Here is a 23,424-nt window from a genome sequence, read left to right as displayed (position 1 = left end):
CGGCGCGGGACGGGGGGCGGCGGGAGCCGGCCCGCCATCCCTCAGGCAAAAAAATCGGCGATCTTCCGGATGGTGCGCAGCTCGGCAATGTCTTCCGGATCGACTTCCGGCAGCGAGGGGTACCGGTCGCGCAGGGCGGAAAGGATTTCCACCTGCTTGATGGAATCGACGCCGAGTTCGCCTTCAAGATCCATGTCCTCTTCGAGCATATCATCGGGATAGCCGGTCTTTTCGGCGATCAGGGAACGGACGACGGCGACCGTGACGCCATTGTCGGCCTGGGCAGCAGGGGCTGCGGCGGGTGCCTGGGCAGCAGTCTGCGCAACAGGCGCGGTTGCCGGTGCCGGGGCGCTGCCGAGCATGGCGGCGATGGCGGCGATGGTGCGCAGTTCGACGAGTTTCTCCGGGTCGATTTCCGGCAGTTCCGGAACACGGTCGCGCAGGGTGGAGAGGATTTCGACCTGCTTGATGGAGTCGACGCCAAGTTCGCCTTCAAGGTCCATGTCGATCTCGAGCATGTCTTCGGGGTAGCCCGTCTTTTCGGAGATGATTGCGCGGACCAGGGCGATGGGGTCTGGGCCGGCGGCGGCTTTTGCGGACGCAGGGATGGCTGGCGCAGGCGCGGGTTGTGGTTTCGGGGCTGGGGCCTGCGGCGCGGCAGCCCCGTTCGTGTACGGTTTGGCAGCGGCAGGGGCGGGCGCGATGTTGATTTCAGCGGGGCGTGCCGGCGCCGGGGAAGGCGCAGCCGCAGCTTGAGGCGCTGGCGCGGCGGGTGGCGGCAGGGCGGGGGCGGGCGCCGGAACGGGGAGTGCGGCCTGCGGAATCTGGGCGCCGCCGAGCAGGGCAGCGGCTGCGTTCAGGTAGGCCGTGTGGGCAGCAGCGGTGGTCTGCAGGTAATCCTGATGGCGCTGGGATACCTCATGCCAGATGCGCTCTATGGCGCTGGCGGGCGCGGCGAAGGGGTGAGACGCGGGTGCCGGAAGCTGGGAAGGATCGGTCGGGCGGGGCAGATCGGGCATGGACGTCGAAATCCTTTCTGGAGAAGCGGCGGCAACTGGCTGGGAGGAGGTGGGGGGAGGCGGCGTATGAGGGGGTGGTGGAGCGGCGGTGGGCCGGGCGCGTGGCGGGTTGGGCGGCGCGCGTCCGGCGGCGCCGTCTTTGGGCGGATAGGGGCGGTCGTGATTGGCACCCGTGAGCATCACCGCATGGCGCGATGGCGGCGGCTTTGGAACCGGCGGCGGCGTTTCGCTGAACAGGGCGGCAAAATCGAGCGGGATGCCCGCGACGCTGAGGCTTCCGAGAGCCGACAGGAACTGGGCGACGCCGTTGACGCGCTTGTTGTCCAGCGCGACGGCGAGATGGTCTCGGATGCCGAGCGTGTCGGCAACGAGGCCGCTGACGACATTGCCGGGGCCGATCTCGACAAAGATACGGGCGCCGGCGGCATACATGGCTTCGACTTCCTCGCGGAAGCGGACTGGGGTGGCGACCTGCGAGGCGATCTCGCCAGCCATGTCCGCAGTCTTGGCTTTGTAGGGCGCTGCTGTGGCGTTGGCGTAGACCGGCAGGCGAGGCTTCTTGATCTTCTGTCCGGAGAGAACATCCCGGAACGGATCAACTGCGGCGCTGACGACGCTGGAATGGAAGGCGGTGGCAACCGGCAGGCGGCGGGCCTTGACGCCGCGTTCTGCGATCAGCGCTTCGGCCTTCTGGATGGCGGCTACGGGGCCGGAAAGGACGACCTGGCTCGGCCCATTATCGTTGGCGATGACGAGGCCGCCGCCGATCTGGCTGACCAGATCACGCACGGCGTCTGCCTCGCACTGGACGGCAAGCATGGCGCCTTCGTTTGACGCAGCCGCATCGGCCATGGCCCGGCCACGGGCGGCGGCGATGGTGAGGGCGGCGTCTGTATCGAAAGCGCCGGCATGGTGCAGGGCCATGATCTCGCCGAAGGAATGGCCACCGGTCATGTCCGCCTCGAGACCGAGGGCCTCAATGAGCGCGAGATGGGAGAGGGCGACGGCGGCGATCGCTGGCTGGGCGTGCTCCATCGCGGTGAGGCGTTTGGTCTGGTTGCCGAACTCCACCTGGTCGAAGGCCGTTGGCGGGAAAGCAAGGCGGTGGAGCTTCAGCGCACCGGTGACGGGGTGGCTGGCGGCCGTATCCCATACGGCGCGGGCGGCGGGGAAGGCCATGGCGAGGTCTGCGCCCATGCCCGTATACTGACTACCCTGGCCAGAGAAGAGGAAGGCAATCTTGCCTGGCATGGCCGGCGTGAGGGACAGGCTGCAGCCCTGCGGCAGGGGCGCGCGGCCGGCTGAACCGTCTGCGATCTGCGCGGCAAGGCGGGCGGCCTTGGCGGCGAGGTCTTCCTGGCTGGTGGCGGTGATGGCGGCGCGGACGGGCGCGCTGGCGCTGAAGCGTTTGAGGGTGGTTTCTCCAGCGCTGGCGAAGGCATCTTCGGTGAGGCCAGCCTGCGCCGCGTCTTTCAAGGCTTCGGTCAGGGCGGCGCTGTCATCGGCGCTGTAGAGGAAGAGTTCGGCGGGAAACACGCGCTCGGGTTTAGCCGCAGCCGGGCCGGTATATTCTTCCAGGGCGACATGGAAGTTGCTGCCGCCGAAACCGAAGGAGCTGACCGAGGCGCGGCGCGGGCGTGCGGGGGCGCTGATCCAGGGGCGGGCCTCGGTGTTGACGTAGAAGCAGGCGCTGTCGCGGATGACGTCGGCGGGTTCCTCGATCTTGATCGTGGGCGGAAGGACTTTCCGGTGCAGGGACTGGATGGCTTTCACCAGGCTGGCCGAACCTGCGGCGCCTTTGGCGTGGCCGATCTGGGATTTGACCGAGCCGATGGCGCACCAGGGCTCGTTGCCGGATGCGTGCTCGCCAAAGACTTGGTGCAGGCCTTCAAGCTCTGCCTTGTCGCCGGCCTTGGTGCCGGTGCCGTGCGCTTCGACGAGATCGACGGCGCCGGGGCCATAGCCTGCCTGATCATAAGCGCGGCGCAGAGCGCGGGCCTGGCCTGAGGGCAGGGGCGTGTAGATGGCGGTGCCCTTGCCATCGGAACCGCCGCCGATGCCGCGAATGAGGGCATAAATGCGGTTCCCGGCCCGCTCGGCATCCTCAAGGCGGCGCAGGGCGATCATGCCGATGCCTTCGCTGAGCATCGTGCCATCAGCAGCATTCGAGAAAGGCCGGCAATCGCCCGTGGGCGAGAGCGCTGGCGTCTTTGAAAAGCACATGAACATCAGGATGTCGTTCAGCGCGTCAACGCCGCCGGTCAGCACCATATCGGAATCGCCTGCCCGCAATTCGTGCATGGCGATCTGCAGGGCTGAGAGGCTGGAGGCGCAGGCGGCATCTGTAACATAATTGCTGCCACCGAGATCCAGACGGTTGGCGATGCGCCCGGCGACGACATTGCCCAAGAGGCCGGGGAAGGTGCTTTCCTTCCACTCCGTATAATGGCTCTCGATGCGGCGGGCGATGTCCTGCACTTCGTCTTCCGGCAGGCCGGCCTGACGCATGGCGTTGACCCAGGCGGGGCGCTGGAGACGGCCTGCCATATGGGCGGTGAGCTCGGTGGCAGACGCAACGCCGAGGATGACGCTGGTGCGTGTACGGTCGAACTTTCCGCCGCTGTCGCGCTCAGCATCGTCGAGAGTCATCCTGGCGGCGACGAGGGCCAGGAGCTGAGCGGTGTCAGTGGTCTGCAGGGCGGCGGGGGGGATGCCGAAGGCCAGCGGATCAAAGGCGACCGGCGAGAGAAAACCGCCGCGGCGGCCGTAGGTGCGGTCCGGCGTCAGCGGATTGGCGTCGTAATAGTCGTCCGCCAGCCAATGCGTGGGCGGGGTATCGGTGAGAAGGTTGCGGCCCTCGAAGATGTCGCGCCAGAAGCCCGTCGTATCGCCGCGTCCTGGAAAGATCGCGCCGATGCCGACCACTGCAATGGGCGCTGCGGGATCGTAAAGGGAAGACTTGCGTGTCATGATCTTACTCGAAGGCAACGGGCCGGAAGGAAAACAGCTCGGCAGGAACGGTGAGGCCGATGGCGCGCAGCTGGCCGGCGCGGGTGATGCGGGCGGCGCCTTCCATGAGGTTCAGCGCGATCTGGCGGACGGTGCGGGCCTCAACCGGCTCCAGGAAGCTGCCGGCGACCCATTCATTGAAGGCGCCCATCGCCGGGCCGCACCATATCTGATAGTCGGCCGTGCGGTCAGCCTGCCCTTCGCGCGCCCATTGGGCGCCCATGAACAGGTAGCGGCGGGCCACCAGGGCAAGGCGTTTGTTGCCGTCGGTATCCGCCCGGGCCGCTTCGGCCGGGTTGACCTTCTGGATATAGCCGCGCGTTGCCTGCCAGGCCGCATCGAACGGCTCGCCCAGCACATCGTCTATCCATTTGCGATCTTCGGCGGGCAGGGTCTCATAAGAAGCGCCGCTGCGATAGAAGGCGTGGAATTTCTTGCCGCGCATGGCGAACAGCGTGCCGCGCTTGAGCACCTGAACCTGCACGCCCTGTTCGAACATGTCTGCTGCGGGCGTCATCGCCACATCGGCCGGGCCTGCCTTGGCGAGCAGTTTGCGGCCGGGCAGGGCGAGGCCGGATTCCACGGCGCTCTGATTGATGGAGCCGGTGAGCACATAGGCCGCGCCCATCTGGAAGGCAGCGGCCACCGATTGCGGCGTGGCGATGCCGCCGGCAAGTCCGATGCGGATGCTGCTTTCAGGCAGGCTGAAGCGTGCCGCGATCCTGGCGCGGGCTGCGGCCAGTGAGCTGAAGAGAGGCGCGGCGGGGCGATTGTCGGTGTGTCCACCGGAATCGGCTTCGGCGGTGATATCGGCGGCGACGGGCACCTGGGCGGCAAGGTCTGCCTGCGCGGCAGTGATATCCCCTGCGGCGACAAGCTGCTGCAGTATCTTTTCAGGCGGGGGCGCCATGAAGGCTTCGGCGACTTCGGCGCGGGAGACCTTGGCGAAGACATGATTGGCGCGGCGGATGGTGCCGTCTGCAGCGCGCGAGAGACCCAGGGCCGTGTAGCGGGCGACATCGGTAGTGAGGCGCATGAAGGCGGAGGCGGATACGCGGCTGACGCCTTCGGCCAGAAAAAGGTCGATCACCGCTTTTTCCTGGCCAGGCTCCTGCGGAGAGTGAATGAGATTGGCGCCCCAGTTGCGCGTTTCGGGACCGAGGGCGGATTTGATGCCGGCAACGCCTGATTTGATTTCGGAGAGGGGGAGACCGGCGCTGCCATAGAAGCCGACGCATCCGGCGCGGGCCGCCTCGATAACCATTTTGGGCGTTGCTATTCCGCGCGCCATTTCACCGGCGACATAGTTGAAACGGGCACCGTGATCGGCCGCAAAGGCGCGGTCTCCCAACCACTCTGGATAGACGGGCGGAAGCGCTGCAGCGCTCTCATTGCCCGAGGGGCAAGCGCCTACCGAAACGAGAGTTGGGATGCCGGAATGGCTCAAGGAAACCCAAGCGCATGCGCGCGGCGCCTCCACGGCTTTCCGTATCAATTCTGTCACTATTTTCCCGCCCTTCTGGCCGAAACGCAGCAGCATGGATGCCCGCCCCGCGCATAGTCTTAGAGGGCATTCGCGGGCCGACTCAACCTCAAACTAAGGTTACCGGACGAGTTTCTTTCATCTGTGTTGTGAATTCTACCATGATGGGAATTCCGCGAGGCAACTCGCCCCGCAACTGCCCGATTTGAAGGCGCGGCCATGCTGGTCTTCTGCGTGTGCCTACACTGGCGCGATAGGTTTCCAGCCGGTGGCCGGTTTGAGGCCGGGAAAATCTGCGCGCCAGTAATTACCCTGAAAAGGCTGGTCATGTTGGCGGCTGATGGGCTGCGCTGTCAGGGCGCAGTAGAGCAGCGTGCCTAGAGAGATGATCGCGACATCCCCAGCGGGGGGATGCTGGGTATTCGCCTCGAACGTATTCGCCCAGGCTGCCCGCAGCAAAACGGCCGCCATGAACGCATGCACCTGACCTTGAAGAAGGAAACCACAAAGCCGCCTGCCTTCAATTTTCTTCAGCAACAGGAACGCTTCGACCGCTTCATCGATGTTTACAACAATGAGCGTCCCCACCAGGCGCTGGGCGGGGCCTGTCCCGGCGATCTCTATACACCTTCTGCGCGCCTCTATGTGCCGCCTGGCGATCCAGAGTATCCCTTTCATGACCGGACCGTCCGGGTCACGCGCTGCGGGCGGAACTGCATAGGAAAACGTAAGATCAATCTCAGCCAGGTCTTCGCGGGCCAGATACTGGGATTGCGCGAAGTCGAAGATCAGGTGTGGCTGGTCTCATTCCTCAACTATGATCTGGGCTTCTTCGACAGTCAGGAGGATCGCGTCGAACCCGCAGACAATCCCTTCGCACCGGCAAATGTGTAAACCATCTGACCGGTATGGAATGTAAACCATGTGTCCGGAATGGACCGATAAGCTGCTGGCGGAGGAGGAGGGATTCGAACCCCCGGAGCCCGCGAAGGCTCAACGGTTTTCAAGACCGCCGCATTAAACCACTCTGCCACTCCTCCGGGCCGGTGCTGTTTCCCCGAAGCCTGCCGGGAAGGCAAGAGGGGAAGGGCGCCAAAACTGTTACTACACGCTTAATCCGGCGTGTTGGATTACCTGTCTGCGTTGACGGGGATTCCACCAACCCATGGTAAACACCCTCCTGAAAGCGGCAGAAGCCGCCCGGACCACTGAATGTGATCCGGTACTCAGAATGAGGAGATTTGCGGCCCATGCCGTTCAAGCGTTCGACTTTTGTCAGCCGTTCCAAGGTTGCCCTTTCCGTTCTTGCTTTTGCCTGCGCTCTTGGCGCAACGGCTGAAGCGAGCCCTAAAGGCGCGCCTATCGTCTACAAGAACGAAGCGATGAATGCGCCGGTGCCCGCGACCTATCGCGTTGCCCAGACCCCTGTTGTGGCCGCGCCGCAAGCCCGGTCTGCCCCGGTGGACAAGGCGACGGCGCGCATCGAGTTCCGCTACCCGGACTCCCAGCCTGGCGCCGGTGAAGTGCGCACTGCCTCCACAACCACAGCGCCGCTGGCCCGGACGAGCCGCGAAAGCGCGCTGACCGAAGCGCCGCAGATGCTGGTGCCCGCCCGTCCCGTGGTCGAAAGCGTGTCGCTTCAGGCAATGCCTGAGCCGGCCGGGCAGGGGATGGGTTACGCCGCGCCAGCACCGGTTGTTGCGCAGCCCACTGCCCCTCCGGCGGTCAATGGCGAGTTTGTCGAAACCGGGCTTGCGATTGTGTATGGCGAAGAATTTGCCGGCCTGCCCACGGCCAATGGCGAGCTGTTCAGCCAGGCTGAAATGACCGCTGCGCACCCCAGCCTGCCGCTGCCGAGCCTCGTGCATGTGACCAATCTGGACACCGGGCGCGAAGTTGTGGTGCGCGTGAATGATCGCGGCCCGTTTGAGGACGGCGCCAACCTGCAGCTGTCGCGCAAGGCCGCCGAAGCGCTTGGCATGAACGGCGCAGGGAAGGGGAATGTACGTGTGCGCTATCTGAGCCCCGCACCTGTGCTGGCCGCCCAAGCCGTTTCGCAGACTTCGGGCGCGCCTGCTCCGGTTCTTCCTCCGGTGAAAGCCCCTGCTGCGCAACCGGTTGTGACGCAGATGGCATCCGCTGCAACTGTGGCTGCGGAGGACGAGCTTCTGGGCGGCGGGACGACTTCGGCGCAGACGCCGCGCCTGATGTCGATGACGGTTGCGCCTCAGCCGGTTGCCTACACTGCCCCTGTGGCGGCCACTGGCGGTGTCTTTGTCCAGCTCGCCTCCTTCTCCGATATCGGCAATGCTGAAGCGATGCTGCGTCAGGTCGAATCGCGCCTGCCGGTTGAGATTGTGCCCGCCCGCGTCAACGGCGCCGACTTTTTCCGCGTCCGCGTTGGCCCTTTCCAGGATCATGCCGCCGCCGAGCAGGTCCGCAATAATCTCTACGCCGAAGGCACCGCAGACGGCCGGATCGTCACCGGATACTGAGGAACCCTCAGCACCCCCATTGACGCTGACCACAAACCGGCCCTTTTTCCTGCCTATGCAGTGCAGAAGGCCGCTGAATATCCTGCGGCCGCCAGAACGGCACAGGAGAAAGACATCGTGGTTCCCTTTCGCAAGGTGTTTGCGGCCTTACTGACCCTCGGGGCGCTCAGCAGCGCCAGTGTTTCGGCTCAGATGATCGACACGCCGGCGAGCCATGCGGTGATCATGGATCACGCAACCGGCAAGATCCTCTATTCCAAGAACGGCGACGAGCCGATGACGCCCGCGTCGATGACGAAGATGATGACGGCCTATGTCGTCTTCAAACTGATCGAACGCGGCGAGCTGTCGTTGACGGACAAGTTCACAGTGAGCGAGGACGCCTGGCGCCGGGGCGGCTTCCCTTCCGGCACATCCACGATGGGCCTAGTGCCCAAGGATACCCCGACTGTCGAGGAATTGCTGCACGGCGTGATCACCATGTCCGGTAATGATGCGTGCATTGTGCTGGCCGAAGGCATTTCCGGGTCTGAGGAGGCCTTCTCCCGCCGGATGACCGAGATGGCGCACGAGCTGGGCCTTACATCGGTGAATTTCGTCAACTCCACCGGCCTTAGCGGCGAAGGCCACGTGGTCTCTGCCGAAGACCTCGCCCGGCTGGCAAAGATGACCATCGACGACTATCCGCAATATTATGAATGGTACTCGCTGCCCTCCTACACCTGGCGGCAGTATACGCAGGCAAACCGCAACCCGCTGCTTGAAGTGGCCGGCGCGGATGGCCTCAAAACCGGGCATCTGGAATCTTCCGGCTATGGCCTGACGGCTTCAGCCGTACGTGACGGCGTGCGCCGCACCATTGTTGTCAATGGTCTGCCCACGATGGCGGCGCGGGCACGCGAAAGCGAGCGCCTGATGCGGGTCGCCTTCCAGAGCTTCGAGCTGAAAACGATCGGGCCGGAAACGCTGGCGCTGCCGGATGTCGAGGTCTGGCTTGGCGAAACCCGTGCGGTGCCGGTTTCGCTGGCGGAGCCGATTGAAGTGGCTGGCCACAAGGCCGCTTTCTCCAACGCGAAAGTGGAGATCGTGCTCGCCGGCCCTGTAAAAGCGCCGGTGAAAAAAGGTGATCAGGTCGGTAAGCTCGTCATCACTATGGAGGGCTCAGAGCCCACCGAGGCCCCGATCATCGCTGAAGCGGATGTGAAGAAGCTCGGCTTTGCCGGCATGGCGCTCGAAGGCGTGCGGACGTTCATTTCCAGTGGCAATGAGTGACCGGCCGGCCGGACATTTCATCACGCTGGAAGGCGGCGAGGGCACTGGAAAGTCTACGCTGGCCAAGGCGCTTGTCCTGAAGCTGGAGGCGGCCGGTATTCATGCCGTGCTGACCAGGGAACCAGGCGGCACGCCGCTGGCCGAAGCAGCGCGCCATCTGCTGCTGCACCCGCCGGAAGGGGAGGCGTGGTCACCGCTGTCTGAGGCGCTGTTGGTCAATGCGGCGCGCCGGGACCACCTGGAAAAGCTGATCCGGCCCACGCTGGCGCGCGGAGACTGGGTGATCTGTGACCGGTTTGCCGATTCCACGCGCGTCTATCAGTCCATCGGCGGCGGCGTGGCGCAAAACACCCTGCTCTCGATTGAACGCGAAGTGCTCGGCGGTACACTGCCCTCAATGACGCTGGTTCTGGATGTCTCGCTTGAGATCGCGCGTGAGCGGCGGGCTGTGCGCGCGGGCGCGCTCGACACGTTCGAGCGCCGGCCGGATGCATTCCATGAGGCGGTTCGTGCCGCCTTCCTGGCAATAGCGCAGGCAGAGCCAGAGCGATGCCGGCTGATTGATGCCGGGCAGACACCTGAGGGCGTTCTGGCTGCGGCATGGGCTGAAATCGGTTCGCTGGTGAATAGGCCAGGCGCGGTGCCGCGATGACCGCTGCGCTTCCTCTCTTCGGACATGAAGCGGCGGAGGCGGCGTTCCTCTCTGCATACCGCAGCGGGCGGCTGCATCATGCCTGGCTGATCGAGGGGCCGTCCGGCATCGGCAAGGCGCGGCTGGCCGAGCGGATTGGCGCCTATCTGCTGGGTGCGCGGGGGCCCTCATCGGCGCCGTTTGATGCGCCTGCGGATGACAGCGTGATGCGCGCCATTCTTGCCGGCAGCCATCCGGACATGAGCGTTCAGCGGCGCGAACTCAATGACAAGGGCAAGCTGGCGCAGGACATCACGGTGGACCAGATCCGCCAGATGACGCACCATTTCGAGATGAAGCCTGCCTTGGGTGGCTGGCGGGTCGGCATCGTGGACGCGATTGACGAGGCTAACCGGAACTCAGCGAACGCGCTTCTCAAGACGCTGGAGGAGCCACCGGCGCAGAGCATCCTGCTGCTGGTCAATCACCGGTCCAAGCCAATCCTCCCGACCATCCGGTCGCGGTGCCGCATCCTGCAACTCTCCATTTTATCGGAAGAAAACTGCGCGCGCGCGCTGGAGGCGGCCGGCGCGCCGCCTGCCGCCAGCAGCCTGGCAAGGGGACGGCCAGGGCTTGGGCTGCGGCTGTCATCGACTGCGGCCATGAATGCGGCAAGCGCGGCGCGGGCATTGATCAAGGCGATGCCCAAACCGTCTGACAAGATCGTTGCCGCCGCTCTGAGCGCCGCCAGCGACGGGCCGGAGGCCGAGCTTGCGTTCCGGGATGAGGTGCTGGAATGGGTCGCCCAGCGCGCCGAGCACGAGCCGCGCGCCGCCAAAGCCTGGCTCGGCCTGGCGCGGCTTTCGGGTGACGCGGAAACCCTGAACATGGACGCAGCGCAAGTCGCCTCCAAGATCATTGCGGCGATGCATGAAGCTGCCCCAACCAAGTGAATGATGGATTGATGTTTGATACCCATGTGAACCTGCACGGCGAAGCTTTTGCCGAGGATCTTGAAGACGTTCTGGCACGCGCGCGAAGCGCTGGGGTGCAGCGTTTCCTGGCGATCTGTGACCGGTTCGACAATTTTCCGTCCGTTTACGCCATTGCCAGCGCGAACGCCGATATGTGGTGTTCGGTGGGCACGCATCCGCACCATGCGAAGGATTTCACCCATGTGACCGCGCAGATGATGATCGATGCCGCGCAGGATCCGAAGGTGGTGGCGATCGGCGAAACGGGCCTTGATTTTCACTATGGATACAGCCCGGAAAAAGAACAGGTTTCGAGCCTTCTGGAACATATCTCTGCGGCGCGCCAGACCGGGCTTCCTCTTATCCTGCATACGCGGGAGGCGGACGATCTGATGGCGGATATTCTCGAGGCGGAAATGGCCAAGGGCGCCATCCGTCCACTGCTTCATTGCTATACTGGCGGAGAGGGGCTCGCGCAGCGGGCGCTGAGGCTGGGAGCTTATTTTTCCGTCTCCGGAATACTCTCTTTCAAGAGCGCAAAGGATGTGCGCGCCGTGATGGGGGATGTGCCGATCGAGCGGATCATTCTGGAAACGGATTGTCCGTATCTGGCGCCCGTTCCGATGCGCGGGCGGCGCAATGAGCCTTCCTATCTGGTTCACGTGGCCGAAGCGCTGGCGGCGCTCAAGGGGATGCCTGTGGATGAGGTGAAGGAGATCACCGAAGCCAACGCGCTGACACTGTTTGACAAGGTGGGTGCGGCGTGAGCGGCTCACGGATCATCCTGCTCGGCACCGGATCATCCGGCGGGGTGCCCCGTGTGGGCGGTGACTGGGGTGTCTGTGATCCAGCAGAGCCCAGGAACAGACGGCGGCGCTGCGGCGCGCTGGTACAGAAAGAGAGCGCGAGCGGCGCGCTGACGAATATCCTGATCGATACGTCGCCCGACTTGCGCGAGCAGCTTCTGGACGCCGGCGTGACGCATCTGGACGGGGTTATCTACACGCACGATCACGCGGATCAGTCCCACGGCATTGATGATGTGCGCGCCCTGGCCATCCGCCAGCGCAGCGCTATCCCGGTCTATTTTGATCCGTATGCGCGCGGCAGTCTGATGACGCGGTTTGAATACTGTTTTGTTGGCGGCAAAGGTTATCCGCCGATCCTGTCTCCGCACACCACCGTGAATGACGGCCAGGTGTTTACAGTCAGCGGGGCGGGCGGGGCTGTGGAATTCCTGCCTATGGCCATGGTCCATGGCGCAATCCCGTGCATGGGTTACCGGATTGGCAATGTCGCTTATTGCAACGACGTTAACGCGCTGCCGGCCGCTACGCTGAGACGTCTTGCCGGGCTGGATGTGCTGATCATTGATGCGCTGCGATATGCGCCGCACCCGTCCCATGCGCATCTTGACCAGGCGCTCGAATGGATCGAGGCGCTGAAGCCGGCGAGGGCGGTGCTTACCAATCTGCATGTCGATATGGATTACCGGACATTGTTGGAAACACTGCCGCCGAATGTTGAGCCAGGTTTTGACGGCATGGAAATCAGGATCAGCGGCTGAGGCGGCTGATTGATGGGCGGGGCGGGATAAGCCGCTCGATCGCGTGTGCATGTCCTCAAGAATCAATTGTGAATTCAGGATCTTAGGCGCCCCGTGGCGCCAATAATAAAATTGCCCATAATATAGATTATGCGACTCATGGCATAAGGAACGCGGGCTGTCGCGCGGCTTCTGGAGCTTCAGGCTGAGGATTGGCGAGCCGTCTTGCGCGGCGGCGCCAGCGAGGCCGGGCGGCCGGAACCTACCCCCTTCCCCTCTTGCAGAGGGCAAGCATGGCGCGGCGGATCAGGATTTCGTTAAGACTTTCGGAGGCCCGTCAGGAGAAATGCAGGCGGCGGTATTTGCCGCGGAAATAGAGTAACGGGTCACGGCGCGGCTCAAACCGGGCGCGCTCGACCTGGCCGATGAGAATGATGTGATCGCCGCCTTCGTGAATATCATGACGGGCGCATTCAAATGTGGCCAGAGAGCCTGTCAGCACCGGCGTACCGTTCAGGCCCGGCTCCCAGGGGGTGGCGCCGAAACGGTCTTCATCGCGGCGCGAAAAGCGGATCGAAGCTGGCTGCTGCCCGATGTGAAGGACGTTTACCGCAAAATGCGCGGACGCCCGGAACACTTCCGAACTCGCCGAGGATCTGGCGATACAGGCCAGCAGCAGCGGCGGATCGAGCGAGACGGACGTGAAGGAATTGGCGGTGAGGCCGACGGGCTGGCCGGCGCTGTCCCGCGCTGTGAGAATGGTAACGCCGGTGGCGAAACATCCCAGGGCATCACGCAGGGTCCGCGCGTCCGAGCCGAGCCTGTATTCAGGCGTTGAGCGCGGCAGGCGGCGCTCCAGAAAATCGATCAGAACGGCGCTGAAAGCATCGAGGCATTCTGCGGCGGTCAACGGCTCGCCTGCCCCGATTTCCACAGCCTCGGCATGCGGGATGCCCATCGCAACATGTGCGATGCCATAAGGGGGTGCGCCCTGGGCGGTTGTGATGATCAGCGCCTGCAGACTTTCCAGAATGACGGCGATCTCAGTGGCCGGATGAATGTCCGGCGTAATGAGAACAAGGCCGGTTGCGAGCAATGCGCCATCCTGGCTGACGGCGCTGATGGCCGCGGCGGCATGATCGCCTGCCGCAAGCAGGACCGGCCGCATCGGGAGCTGGCTGAGAATGGCGCGCAGGGTTTCGGGTGTGTAGGTGTCTGTGTCGCGCCGCTTGAGCACGGGCGAGGTTTCCCCGTGAGCGATGCGCACAACCTGCCTGCCCGCTTTCACGAGGGCGACAGACAGATCTCTCCAGAAGTCAGAGCTCTGCTGAGGATGCTCAAGCAGGACAATTGCCGGGTCGTCCGGATGGCCCAGGAACTCGCCCTGAAGGGCCAGCCTTCCGATCCCCCTGAATTCTGTCATCCTGCTCAAATCTTACTGCCTTTGAAGCCATCCCGCAGCCCGGCGTCCCGGCCCGGTTGCGGAAGATATACAGCGGAGACCCGTTCTGGCCAGCCCGGGCGCGGAGATGGCAGCAACAGCGGCAACTGAAACAAACCTGGCCAAACGGCGCAAGTTTCGTGCCATTTGCGGGGTTTCGGCCTGCCCTCAGGCCTCCAGCGCGACAATCATATCCACGCGCGCGGCGTGACGGCCGCCCTCAAACTGCGCGGCCAGGAAGGCATCGACGATATCCAGCGCCAGGCCTTCACCGATCACCCGCACGCCGAGGGAGAGCATATTCGCATCATTGTGCTGGCGGATCATGCGGGCTGAGAACGTGTCACTGCACGCGCCGCACCGGATGCCCTTCACCTTGTTGGCAGCCATCATGATGCCCTGGCCCGTGCCGCAGAGAATGATGCCGAACCGGCAATCGCCGGAGGCCACAAGCCGGGCGGCCGCTTCGCCGTGTTTGGGATAATGCGTGCTTTCCGGCGTGACGGGACCAATATCGACTGGCTCCCAGCCCTGCGCCGCAATATGCGCCGCGATGGTCTGCCGAAGGTCGATGGCCGCGTGGTCGCTGGAGAGCACAATACGTTTGTTGTCTGACATGATCTTTGTCCCTATTCCCACTCGATTGTGCCAGGCGGTTTGGATGTTACATCGTAGACAACCCGGTTGACGCCCTTCACCTCATTGATGATCCGTGTGGCGACCTTCCCGAGGAAGGCATGCTCAAAGGGATAATAGTCCGCCGTCATACCATCAGTAGACGTTACCGCGCGCAGGGCGAGGACAGCCTCATAGGTGCGCTCGTCTCCCATGACGCCGACGGTGTTGACGGGAAGCAGCACGCTGAACGCCTGCCAGATTTCGTCATAAAGGCCCGCCTTGCGGATCTCGTCGATATAGATGGCATCTGCCTTGCGGAGGGTGTCAGCCTTCTCGCGAGTGATGGCGCCGGGAATACGGATGGCAAGGCCGGGCCCAGGGAACGGATGGCGGCCGACGAAGGCTTCGGGCAGGCCGAGTTCGCGGCCCAGGGCGCGCACTTCGTCTTTGAAGAGTTCCCGCAGCGGCTCAACCAGCTTCATCTTCATCCGTGCGGGGAGGCCACCGACATTGTGGTGGCTCTTGATGGTGACCGAGGGGCCGCCGATGGCAGAGACGCTTTCAATGACGTCCGGATACAGAGTTCCCTGAGCAAGGAAATCGGCGCCGCCGATCTTGCTGGCTTCGGCATCGAATACATCAATGAACAGGCCGCCGATGATCTTGCGCTTTTTCTCCGGGTCCGTCACGCCGTCGAGCTGGCCGAGAAAGAGTTCCGAAGCGTCCACATGCACGAGCGGAATATTGTAATGCTCGCGGAAGAGGCTGACGACCTGCTCGCTTTCGCCAGCGCGCATCAGTCCGTGATCGACATAAACGCAGGTGAGCTGATCACCAATGGCTTCGTGGATAAGAACGGCGGCTACGGAGGAATCCACGCCGCCGGAAAGACCGCAGATCACCCTGCCCTTGCCGACCTGAGCCCGGATCTTTTCGATGGCTTCGGCCCGGTAGGCTGCCATTGTCCAGTCGCCCTTGAGGCCGGCGACCCCGTGCGTGAAGTTGCGCAGGAGGCGCGCGCCATGCGTAGTGTGGACGACTTCGGGGTGGAACTGGGTGCCGTAGAATTTCCGCTCCGGATCAGCGATGACTGCATAAGGCGCGCCGGGCGACCGGGCGATGACACCGAAACCGGGCGCCATATCTGCCACATGGTCACCATGGCTCATCCAGACCTGCTCAGAATTGCCGCCCTCAAACAGCCCCTCGAGGATCGGATCGTCCTCCACCGGCTCGATAAAGGCGCGGCCAAATTCGCGGCTGGTGCCGCTTTCCACACGTCCGCCGAGTTGGTGCATCATCACCTGCTGGCCATAGCAGATGCCGAGGATGGGAAGGCCGCTGTCGAATATGGCCTGATCAGCAAGGGGCGCGTCTTGCCATGTGACGCTGGCCGGGCCGCCTGAGAGAATGATGGCCTGAGGGTGATACGCCTTCAGGAAAGCGCCATCCACCTTGTTGAAAGGATGGATCTCACAATAGACGCCGCTTTCGCGCAGGCGGCGGGCGATCAGTTGGGTCACCTGACTGCCGAAATCGACGATCAGGACGCGCTCATGGGAATTGGGGGCGGAATCGGCTTGCTGTGTCATGGCCCCTATTAGCGGGGCTTTCGCTGCTGCGAAAGGCTGTGAAACGCGCCATGGAGCAATTTGGACAGCCCTATGGATCAAGCTTCCCGGTTCAGCAGCGCGAAGAAGAAGCCATCGGTGCCCGCCCGGCGCGGCGTGAGCCGGACACTGCCGGTAGGGCTGCGGAATTTGCGGACGACGGCGGCGCCATGGCCGGTCAGAAGGCCTGAAGCAATCGCGGCTTCAGCGGCGTCTCCCTCGCGGAAGCGGGTATCGGCAGCCAGGAATTCGGCAACGCGGTCCTCGTCTTCCTCGATCAGGAAGGAGCAGGTTGCATACAAGAGGCGACCGCCGGGTTTCACATAGTTGGCCGCTTCGGCGAGGATCTGGCGCTGATCCTCCATGCGCTTGGCGAGCTGGGCGGGCTTCACGCGCCATTTGGAATCTGGCTTGCGGCGCCAGGTTCCAGTGCCGGTGCAAGGCGCATCGACAAATACGAGGTCCATCTGGCCAACCAGCGGCTCAAGGCTCGTACCTTCGCTGGGGTGGACGAGTTGAACATTGTGAGCCCCGGAGCGCTTGAGACGCGGAACGAGCGCGGAGAGGCGCTTTCCATCAATATCATAGGCATAGATCTGGCCGGTGCCGTGCATCTGCGCCGCCAGGGCGAGCGTCTTGCCCCCGCCGCCCGCGCAATAGTCCAGCACCTGCTCTCCCGGCTTGGCATTTGCGGCGGCCGCAGCGATCTGGCTGCCTGCATCCTGCACCTCCACCCAGCCTTTCGAAAAGGCCGGAATCCCCTCGATGGAGTCTTCGCGCTCCGTGGGGTCGCGGGCGGGGATGTTGTAGGCGCTGGTCAGCAGCTTTGAGGGTATCGCCCGGACGGATTTGAGCGGTAGCGCGGCTTTCTCTGCGTCTGATTTCAGCGTGTTGACGCGCAGATCCACATCCGCGCGGACGGCCATGGCCTGCGCCTCGACCACGGTATCAGGCCCGAAGACACGTTCCATATGCGGCGCCAGCCATTCGGGAAAATCGCCTTGAACATGGATCGGCGCGGTTGGATCGGGCGCCATGATGAGCGCGTCGCGCTCTGCATTCGTCAGGGGCGTGGGGCCGTGATCGTCATAGCAGGCCTGTTCGATGTCGCGGGCGGGCCAGTCCCAGGCAAAGCGCAGCGTGCCGAAAACCAGTGCGCGCGGATCGTCATGGCCCATATGATGGGCTGTCGAGTTGCGGCGCCGCAGGGCATCCAGCACGAGACCTGACACCCAGGCACGGTCCTTGGAGCCGGCATAACGGGCTCGCTTGCCCCAGTCGCGCACGGCAATTTTCACCGGTTGATGCCTCTGCAGCACGTCCGTCAGGACAGAAATTGCTGCGCTGATGCGTCCGCCATTGCGCATGTGTCGGCTCTCCGGTTGCGAAAGCGTGGGTGTTAGCGTCCTATAGGGCCGGTGAAAACAACAAAGGGCTGAACATGCTGGAGATTCGCCTGCCGGAGGATATGCGGGATGCGGGGGCGGCAGATTGGCGCCGCATGGGCGACATTACCGGAGAAGCCTTTGCCGAAGACCCGGTGAACCTCTGGATATTTGGCCGAACGGACGCGCTGACGCCGGTATTCTCGCAACTCGCGCGGCATCTCTATATCCCGAACGGGATCTGCCATCTGGCCGGAGATCGCGGCGCGACGATGTGGTGCCTGTCGGACCGGAGAAAGGAGCTTGGCGCGCTGGCGACGCTGGGCCTCGTCTGGACGCTGATGCAAAAGGGTTCAAAGGGCGCCGCCAAGCGCGCGCTGACGGCGGGCGAAACCATGGCGCGGGAGCATCCCAAGGACCGCCACCTTTACCTTTTCACCATCGGCACGCGAAAGGCGGAGCGCGGCAAGGGGCTGGGCAAGCAGCTGATCAGCCCTGCCCTCGCCGCCGCCGATAAGGCCGGGATGCCCTCTTATCTGGAGAACTCCAATCCGGCGAATACCGGCTTCTATATGAGCCATGGGTTCGAGCGGATGAAACTGTTCGAGCCTGGCCCCGGCGCCCCGCCACTGGAAGCGATGTGGCGGGAGCCGAAACCTCAAGATGCGATCTGAAGATCAGCCGCGAGACAGTGAATAGTTCGGCGCTTCGCGCGTCATCATCACATCGTGGACATGGCTTTCATTCAGGCCGGCGCCGGTGATCTGGACGAACTCAGCCTTCTGGTGAAGTTCGGCGATATCCTTGGCGCCGACATAGCCCATTGCGGCGCGCAAGCCCCCAACCATCTGATGGATGATCGCGCCGACCGGGCCCTTGAAGGGCACCTGCCCTTCGATGCCTTCCGGCACGAGTTTTTCGGCGGCGGCATCCTTCTGGAAGTAGCGGTCAGCCGAGCCGCGGGCCATGGCGCCGAGGCTGCCCATACCGCGATAGGCTTTGTAGCTGCGGCCCTGATAGAGGAAGACCTCACCGGGGGCCTCTTCGGTGCCGGCAAACATCGAACCCATCATCGCGGTGGACGCGCCAGCGGCGAGCGCCTTGGCGAAGTCGCCGGAGAACTTGATGCCGCCATCAGCGATGACCGGAATGCCGGACGCCAGCGCGGCGGTGGCGCATTGCTCGATCGCGGTGAGCTGGGGCACGCCGACACCCGCGACGATGCGCGTCGTGCAGATGGAACCAGGGCCGATCCCGACCTTTATGGCATCTGCGCCTGCATCGATCAGGGCTTTGGTCGCCTCTGCCGTCGCGACGTTGCCGGCGATAATTTGAACGGCGTTGGAAATTTTCTTGGCACGGGTGACCGCTTCGGCCACGGAAATCGAATGGCCATGGGCTGTGTCGATCACCACCGCATCAGCGCCGGCCTCGATGAGGGCCAGGGTCCGCTCGAAGCCTGCATCACCAACCGTGGAAGCGGCCGCAACGCGCAGGCGGCCTGCGCCGTCCTTGGCAGCGTTGGGGTGGACGGCGGCCTTGTCCATGTCCTTCACGGTGAGCAGGCCGAGGCAACGGCCATCATGATCGACGATCACCAGCCGCTCGATCCTGTGCTTGTGCAGCAGGCGGCGCGCGTCGCCGGGGGCCATGTCCATTTGGGCCGTGACCACTTCGCGGGTCATCAGGCTCGCGACCTTTTCGTTCGGATCGTCCGCAAAGCGGGTATCCCGGTTGGTGACGATGCCCACCACCTTGCCGTTTTTCTCCACGACCGGAATGCCGGAGAAGCCTGTGCGCTTCTTGAGTTCCTGAAGGTCTCCCAGGGTGGCGTCGGGGCTGATGGTAACAGGGTTCATCACCACCCCGCTTTCATACTTCTTCACCATCGCCACTTCGCCGGCCTGCTGCTCGATCGAGAGGTTTCGGTGGATGACGCCGATGCCGCCCGCCTGGGCCATCGCAATGGCAAGGCGCGCTTCGGTGACCGTATCCATGGCCGCCGAAAGCAGCGGGATATTGAGGGGGATGGTTTTCGTGAGCAGCGTCGAAACATCGACATCTGCCGGTAACACCTCGCTTGCGCCGGGCTGGAGAAGCACGTCGTCGAAGGTGATCGCTTGTCGGATTTTCATGTGGGGAGCTCCCTTTTTGGCCTCCTAAGGGAGTCGCGCGGCCTTGTGAAGTCCCCTCATGCTGCGTTTGCGATCACATTCCCGGAAAGCGGGGAAAAGCCCGGACACCCTCCGGGATATGGTGAAACGGTTGCGCATCGGCTGTCTGGAGGATGACCTGCGGGCCTTCGAACGCGGCCGGATCGTCGAGCGCGCCCACCTTGAGGATCAGCGCGCCGGGCAATGCCGGGGAGCGGGTGAGCAAGGGCGTTCCACAATCCGGGCAGAATTCCCGGGTGGCCGCGCCCGGAAAATCTGGCCGCGTATATCCTTTGGGCGCGCCTTTTGTGAACCGGAATCCCGTCTCGGGCATGGCGATGAAATCATTCCCCTCCCCGCCTGTGAAGTATTGGCATTCCCGGCAATGGCACCGGGCGCGCATAAGCGGTTCACCCTCCGCTTGATACCGGACATTTCCGCAATAACAGCCGCCTGACAGGTTCATTTTCTCTTCCCCTCATGTCAATTTTGAACACAGGCAGCTAAACATGAGCGGCCTCGCGAATTCAATCGGCCAACCTTGAAGCGACACTCAAATCGACCTAGGACCGCCTGCGGTACAGCACAAAGCGGGGCGAGAAAGAGATGCAGCAACGGTTGGCCCGGGCGAAATTTGCCGCCTTCAGCGTCCTGCTCCTGGCCGCCGCTTGTGGGCAATCCACCGGCAACGGGGCGGAAGCTCCAGAACTAGTGGCTGCGGAGGCCGAGGCGCCCGCGCCCGACCCCGCCAAGAGTTTCACTCCCTCCATCCTGTCGATGCTGGACGAGGAGATGGCGGCCGTTGTCCGCGATAAAAAGGTCGCCAGCGTGTCCTATGTTCTGATCAAGGATGGTCAGCGGGTCGCCAGCGGCTTTCATGGCACGCGCACACTGGACGCCGCCGAGCCGGTAGACGACCGGACGATTTACCGAATCTATTCGATGACAAAGCCCGTGACGGCCGTCGGCCTTCTGATGCTGTATGAAGAAGGCAAGTTCAGCCTCGACGACCCGATCACCAAGTTCCTGCCCGAAATGGGCAAGCTGGCAGTGTTTGACGGACTGTCTGCCGGGGGCATCCGCACACGGCCGGTAAACCATGTGCCGACCATGCGGGAGCTTCTGCTGCACACCGCCGGGTTCGGCTATGGCGATGGGCGGCAGGATTATGTCTCGCAGCAGTTTCTGGCCCGCCAGATCGATAGCGCTGCCTCCTCCGGTGAACTGGTGGAAAAGGTTGCCAGCATCCCCCTGAAATACCAACCGGGCGAAGCCTGGTCCTATTCCATCGCTTCTGATCTTCAGGGCGTAATCATTGAGCGGATTACCGGGCAGTCGCTCCAGCAATATCTGGAGGAACGGATATTCGCCCCGCTCGGCATGGCAGATACGGGGTTTACCGTTGACGAGGCCGATAGTTCGAGACTTGCCGTCCTGACGGGCTGGACACCGGAGGCGGGTATGCAGTCCCTGCCCGGCCCGGTCCAAACATTGCGGGCCGCAGAGGTTGCGCGTTATTCCGGTGGGCACGGACTTGTTTCGACTATTGCCGACTACGAACGTTTTGCCGCCATGCTTCTCAATGGCGGGTCTCTGGGTGACGTCAGGCTGCTGAAACCGGAAACGGTTTCAATGATGGTGACCAATGGTCTGGCGTTCGTGGATGCCAATACCGGGCTGCCGCTTTACCGCCCCTCCAGAGGCGTCGGTTACGGGTTTGGCGTGGGCGTTATTGATGACACCATTGCATCCGGCCTTGGAGCACCCGAAGGCAGCTTCTATTGGGATGGCGCCACCGGAACCTGGTTCTGGGTCGATCCCCGGCACGATCTGATATTCATCGGTATGCTGCAGAATATGTCCAGCTCGCCCATTCTCATGCGGCGCGCAGCAATGCAGCGCGTCTATCATGCGCTGATTACGGACTATTTCCCCACCTCGCACTGAGGTGGATCTGCCGTTATTTGCGGAAGCCCTTGGCAACCACATAGATTTCAGGACTGCCAGCGCGGCTGGCGGCCGGCTTGATATGCTTCACCGTCCGGAAATGCTGTTTCAACTGGTCAAGCACATCTTTGGTGGCGCCGCCCTGAAACACCTTGGCACAGAATGCGCCGCCTTCGGCGAGATGTTCGATGGCAAACGCCACCGCCATTTCCACAAGCGCGACGGTGCGCAGATGGTCTGTCTGTTTGTGGCCTGTCGTGTTGGCGGCCATATCGGACAATACGAGATCCGGTGGCCCTGAGAGGCCCGCGAGCATTTTCTCGACATCCTCAGGATTGTTGACGTCACCTTCGATGATCAGGGCGCCTTCAATCGGCACCAGGGGCAGAAGGTCGATCCCCACAACCTCCGCCGCGCCTTTCTGCAGCGCCACCTGTATCCAGCCGCCGGGCGCGCAGCCCAGATCGACCACACGCTGGCCCTTGCGCAGGAGCTTGGCGGCCTCATCAATTTCCAGCAGCTTGTAGGACGCGCGCGAGCGATATCCCTCGTCCTTTGCCTTGCGGACATACGGGTCCTGAAGCTGGCGTTCGATCCAGCGCTTGGAGCTTTCCGTGCGGGCGTTCCGGGCAATCACTTTGCGTTCAGTGGCCCGGCGGCCGGAATCCTGCTTCTCCGGACCTGGCCCCTTCCACCGCCGCCTGTCGTCGTCACTCATTGGGAGTCTCCTGAAGGCTGGGGCGGCGCCCCTTGCGGCGGCGGTTCCGGTTTCTGGGTTGACCATACATCATCGACAGCAAAAGTCCCTCACGCAGGCCACGGTCGGCTACGCGAAGGCGGGTGCCTTCGAACGCCTCCCATACGGCTTGCATGATCGAGCAGCCAGCCAGCATAAGCGGCGCGCGCTCTTCTCCGATGGTTGGCAGCCCGGCGCGCCCTTCGACGCCAAGCTCTCGCAGCATATCGATGGTTGCACTGCCCTCGGCCCGGCTCATCCACGCGCCGTCCACCTTGTCCCGCCGGTAGCGATCCAGTTTCAAGTGGACACCGGCAAGACAGGTCACCGTTCCTGACGTACCGATAAGGTAACCTTCGTCAGCGGCGAGGCGTTCCTGGACGGCCGCCAGCCCCGGCCAGGAGGCGACAATCTCCCGCGCGCGGGCCAGCATCAGCGGCCAGGCTTCAGCCTCTTCATGCTCACGGAAAGCGTCGCTCATGGTGACGACGCCCATCTTCAGGCTTGTCCAGTCGATGATCGGCGCGCGGTTCAGCATTCCCTTGAGGCCCTGCCCCCGCGTGGCTTCCGCATCCAGAAGCGACAGCTCGGTGGAACCTCCGCCAATATCGACCACCAGCACGGATTTGGCGGGGGCGACCAGCAGGTCATGACAACCGATCGTGGCCAGCCGGGCCTCTTCCTTGGCGCCGATTACCTTAAAGGTGAGTCCCGTTTCGGAATGCACCCTCTGGATGAATTCAGCGCCGTTCTCGGCTTTGCGGCACGCCTCGGTGGCGATGCACCGAACGCGCCCGACACCATGATGGCGCAACTTGCGCCGGATCACATGCAGCGCGTCCAGTGCGCGCTCGATGGCGGCATCGGAGAGCCGGCCGGTATCGTGGAGCCCCTCACCCAACCGAGCAATCTGGGAATGGGAGTCTACCACGCGGAAAGTCTGCCCGCGCGGCTCTGCCACCAGCAGGCGGCAATTATTGGTGCCCAAATCGACCGCTGCGTAAAGCGGGCGACTGGTGGTGGGGCGGGCCTGCGCACGTTTGGGCGGCCCTCCCCTGTCTTTTTTGTCAGCCATGGTGTGGCCCGAATGGAAAACTTGAGGCAA

General features: G+C 63.5%; 18 protein-coding genes, 1 tRNA gene and 1 pseudogene. 9 read left to right on the top strand and 11 right to left on the bottom strand.

Features of this window, described 5'->3' with window-relative positions; translation table 11 throughout:
* Nucleotides 1-41: 41 nt before the first annotated feature.
* A complete protein-coding gene (locus ACQKI2_RS07220; protein WP_427379022.1) occupies nucleotides 42-3,989 on the bottom strand; it encodes a beta-ketoacyl synthase N-terminal-like domain-containing protein in 3,948 nt (1,315 codons plus the stop codon).
* 4 nt (nucleotides 3,990-3,993) lie between these two features.
* Nucleotides 3,994-5,475, bottom strand: a complete 1,482-nt coding sequence (locus ACQKI2_RS07215; protein ID WP_427379021.1) for a PfaD family polyunsaturated fatty acid/polyketide biosynthesis protein — start codon at nucleotides 5,473-5,475, stop codon at nucleotides 3,994-3,996.
* A 450-nt stretch (nucleotides 5,476-5,925) separates the two neighbouring features.
* Here ACQKI2_RS07215 and ACQKI2_RS07210 point away from each other — a divergent pair.
* Nucleotides 5,926-6,405, top strand: a pseudogene (locus tag ACQKI2_RS07210) (integrase core domain-containing protein); the annotation flags it as partial.
* Nucleotides 6,406-6,461: 56 nt separating this feature from the next.
* Here ACQKI2_RS07210 and ACQKI2_RS07205 read toward each other — a convergent pair.
* Nucleotides 6,462-6,551 (bottom strand) — tRNA-Ser (locus tag ACQKI2_RS07205).
* A 210-nt stretch (nucleotides 6,552-6,761) separates the two neighbouring features.
* Here ACQKI2_RS07205 and ACQKI2_RS07200 point away from each other — a divergent pair.
* The 6 genes from ACQKI2_RS07200 (at nucleotide 6,762) to ACQKI2_RS07175 (ending at nucleotide 12,450) form a co-directional block, all read left to right on the top strand.
* Entirely contained in the window at nucleotides 6,762-8,006 is a 1,245-nt protein-coding gene (locus ACQKI2_RS07200; RefSeq protein ID WP_427379020.1) for a septal ring lytic transglycosylase RlpA family protein, read from the top strand.
* Between the two features lie 117 nt (nucleotides 8,007-8,123).
* The gene (locus tag ACQKI2_RS07195) at nucleotides 8,124-9,278 is read left to right on the top strand and encodes a D-alanyl-D-alanine carboxypeptidase family protein (RefSeq protein WP_427379019.1); all 1,155 of its coding nucleotides are present in this window, start codon (nucleotides 8,124-8,126) and stop codon (nucleotides 9,276-9,278) included.
* Entirely contained in the window at nucleotides 9,271-9,930 is a 660-nt protein-coding gene (gene tmk, locus ACQKI2_RS07190; RefSeq protein ID WP_427379018.1) for a dTMP kinase, read from the top strand. Before ACQKI2_RS07195 ends, tmk begins: the two co-directional genes overlap by 8 nt.
* Nucleotides 9,927-10,862, top strand: coding sequence for a DNA polymerase III subunit delta' (locus tag ACQKI2_RS07185; RefSeq protein ID WP_427379017.1), 936 nt, complete (start codon nucleotides 9,927-9,929; stop codon nucleotides 10,860-10,862). Before tmk ends, ACQKI2_RS07185 begins: the two co-directional genes overlap by 4 nt.
* A gap of 11 nt (nucleotides 10,863-10,873) precedes the next feature.
* Entirely contained in the window at nucleotides 10,874-11,650 is a 777-nt protein-coding gene (locus ACQKI2_RS07180; protein ID WP_427379016.1) for a TatD family hydrolase, read from the top strand.
* On the top strand, nucleotides 11,647-12,450 hold the full coding sequence (locus ACQKI2_RS07175) for an MBL fold metallo-hydrolase (protein WP_427379015.1): 804 nt from the start codon (nucleotides 11,647-11,649) through the stop codon (nucleotides 12,448-12,450). Before ACQKI2_RS07180 ends, ACQKI2_RS07175 begins: the two co-directional genes overlap by 4 nt.
* Nucleotides 12,451-12,766: 316 nt before the next feature.
* On the opposite strand, the gene ACQKI2_RS07170 is transcribed toward ACQKI2_RS07175, so the two are convergent.
* From ACQKI2_RS07170 to ACQKI2_RS07155, 4 genes are all read right to left on the bottom strand, one after another.
* On the bottom strand, nucleotides 12,767-13,852 hold the full coding sequence (locus ACQKI2_RS07170; protein WP_427379014.1) for a flavin reductase family protein: 1,086 nt from the start codon (nucleotides 13,850-13,852) through the stop codon (nucleotides 12,767-12,769).
* Nucleotides 13,853-14,038: 186 nt separating this feature from the next.
* Nucleotides 14,039-14,488 carry a ribose 5-phosphate isomerase B gene (rpiB, locus tag ACQKI2_RS07165; protein WP_427379013.1) on the bottom strand — a complete coding sequence of 150 codons (450 nt, stop codon included), beginning with the start codon at nucleotides 14,486-14,488 and terminating at the stop codon, nucleotides 14,039-14,041.
* Nucleotides 14,489-14,499: 11 nt separating this feature from the next.
* A complete protein-coding gene (gene guaA, locus ACQKI2_RS07160; RefSeq protein WP_427379012.1) occupies nucleotides 14,500-16,080 on the bottom strand; it encodes a glutamine-hydrolyzing GMP synthase in 1,581 nt (526 codons plus the stop codon).
* A 77-nt stretch (nucleotides 16,081-16,157) separates the two neighbouring features.
* On the bottom strand, nucleotides 16,158-17,465 hold the full coding sequence (locus tag ACQKI2_RS07155; protein ID WP_427379011.1) for an RsmB/NOP family class I SAM-dependent RNA methyltransferase: 1,308 nt from the start codon (nucleotides 17,463-17,465) through the stop codon (nucleotides 16,158-16,160).
* A 74-nt stretch (nucleotides 17,466-17,539) separates the two neighbouring features.
* Here ACQKI2_RS07155 and ACQKI2_RS07150 point away from each other — a divergent pair, with 74 nt between their 5' ends.
* Complete coding sequence (locus ACQKI2_RS07150; protein ID WP_427379010.1) at nucleotides 17,540-18,157, top strand: GNAT family N-acetyltransferase; 618 nt, start codon at nucleotides 17,540-17,542, stop codon at nucleotides 18,155-18,157.
* 3 nt (nucleotides 18,158-18,160) lie between these two features.
* On the opposite strand, the gene guaB is transcribed toward ACQKI2_RS07150, so the two are convergent.
* Both guaB and ACQKI2_RS07140 read right to left on the bottom strand, forming a co-directional pair.
* Nucleotides 18,161-19,618, bottom strand: coding sequence for an IMP dehydrogenase (gene guaB / locus ACQKI2_RS07145; protein ID WP_427379009.1), 1,458 nt, complete (start codon nucleotides 19,616-19,618; stop codon nucleotides 18,161-18,163).
* A 73-nt stretch (nucleotides 19,619-19,691) separates the two neighbouring features.
* The gene (locus ACQKI2_RS07140) at nucleotides 19,692-20,039 is read right to left on the bottom strand and encodes a GFA family protein (protein ID WP_427379144.1); all 348 of its coding nucleotides are present in this window, start codon (nucleotides 20,037-20,039) and stop codon (nucleotides 19,692-19,694) included.
* A 203-nt stretch (nucleotides 20,040-20,242) separates the two neighbouring features.
* Between ACQKI2_RS07140 and ACQKI2_RS07135 the strand changes: the two genes are divergently transcribed.
* Nucleotides 20,243-21,583: a serine hydrolase domain-containing protein gene (locus ACQKI2_RS07135; RefSeq protein ID WP_427379008.1), complete on the top strand. Its 1,341-nt coding sequence runs from the start codon at nucleotides 20,243-20,245 to the stop codon at nucleotides 21,581-21,583.
* 13 nt (nucleotides 21,584-21,596) lie between these two features.
* On the opposite strand, the gene ACQKI2_RS07130 is transcribed toward ACQKI2_RS07135, so the two are convergent.
* Both ACQKI2_RS07130 and ACQKI2_RS07125 read right to left on the bottom strand, forming a co-directional pair.
* Nucleotides 21,597-22,301, bottom strand: a complete 705-nt coding sequence (locus ACQKI2_RS07130; RefSeq protein WP_427379007.1) for an RlmE family RNA methyltransferase — start codon at nucleotides 22,299-22,301, stop codon at nucleotides 21,597-21,599.
* Nucleotides 22,294-23,394: a Ppx/GppA phosphatase family protein gene (locus ACQKI2_RS07125; RefSeq protein ID WP_427379006.1), complete on the bottom strand. Its 1,101-nt coding sequence runs from the start codon at nucleotides 23,392-23,394 to the stop codon at nucleotides 22,294-22,296. Before ACQKI2_RS07125 ends, ACQKI2_RS07130 begins: the two co-directional genes overlap by 8 nt.
* Nucleotides 23,395-23,424 lie beyond the last annotated feature (30 nt).

It is taken from the genome of Hyphomonas sp. NPDC076881, assembly GCF_050269995.1.
Taxonomy (GTDB): domain Bacteria; phylum Pseudomonadota; class Alphaproteobacteria; order Caulobacterales; family Hyphomonadaceae; genus Hyphomonas.
Note: the sequence above shows the minus strand (reverse complement) of the source record. Positions and strands in the feature narration are given on the sequence as shown.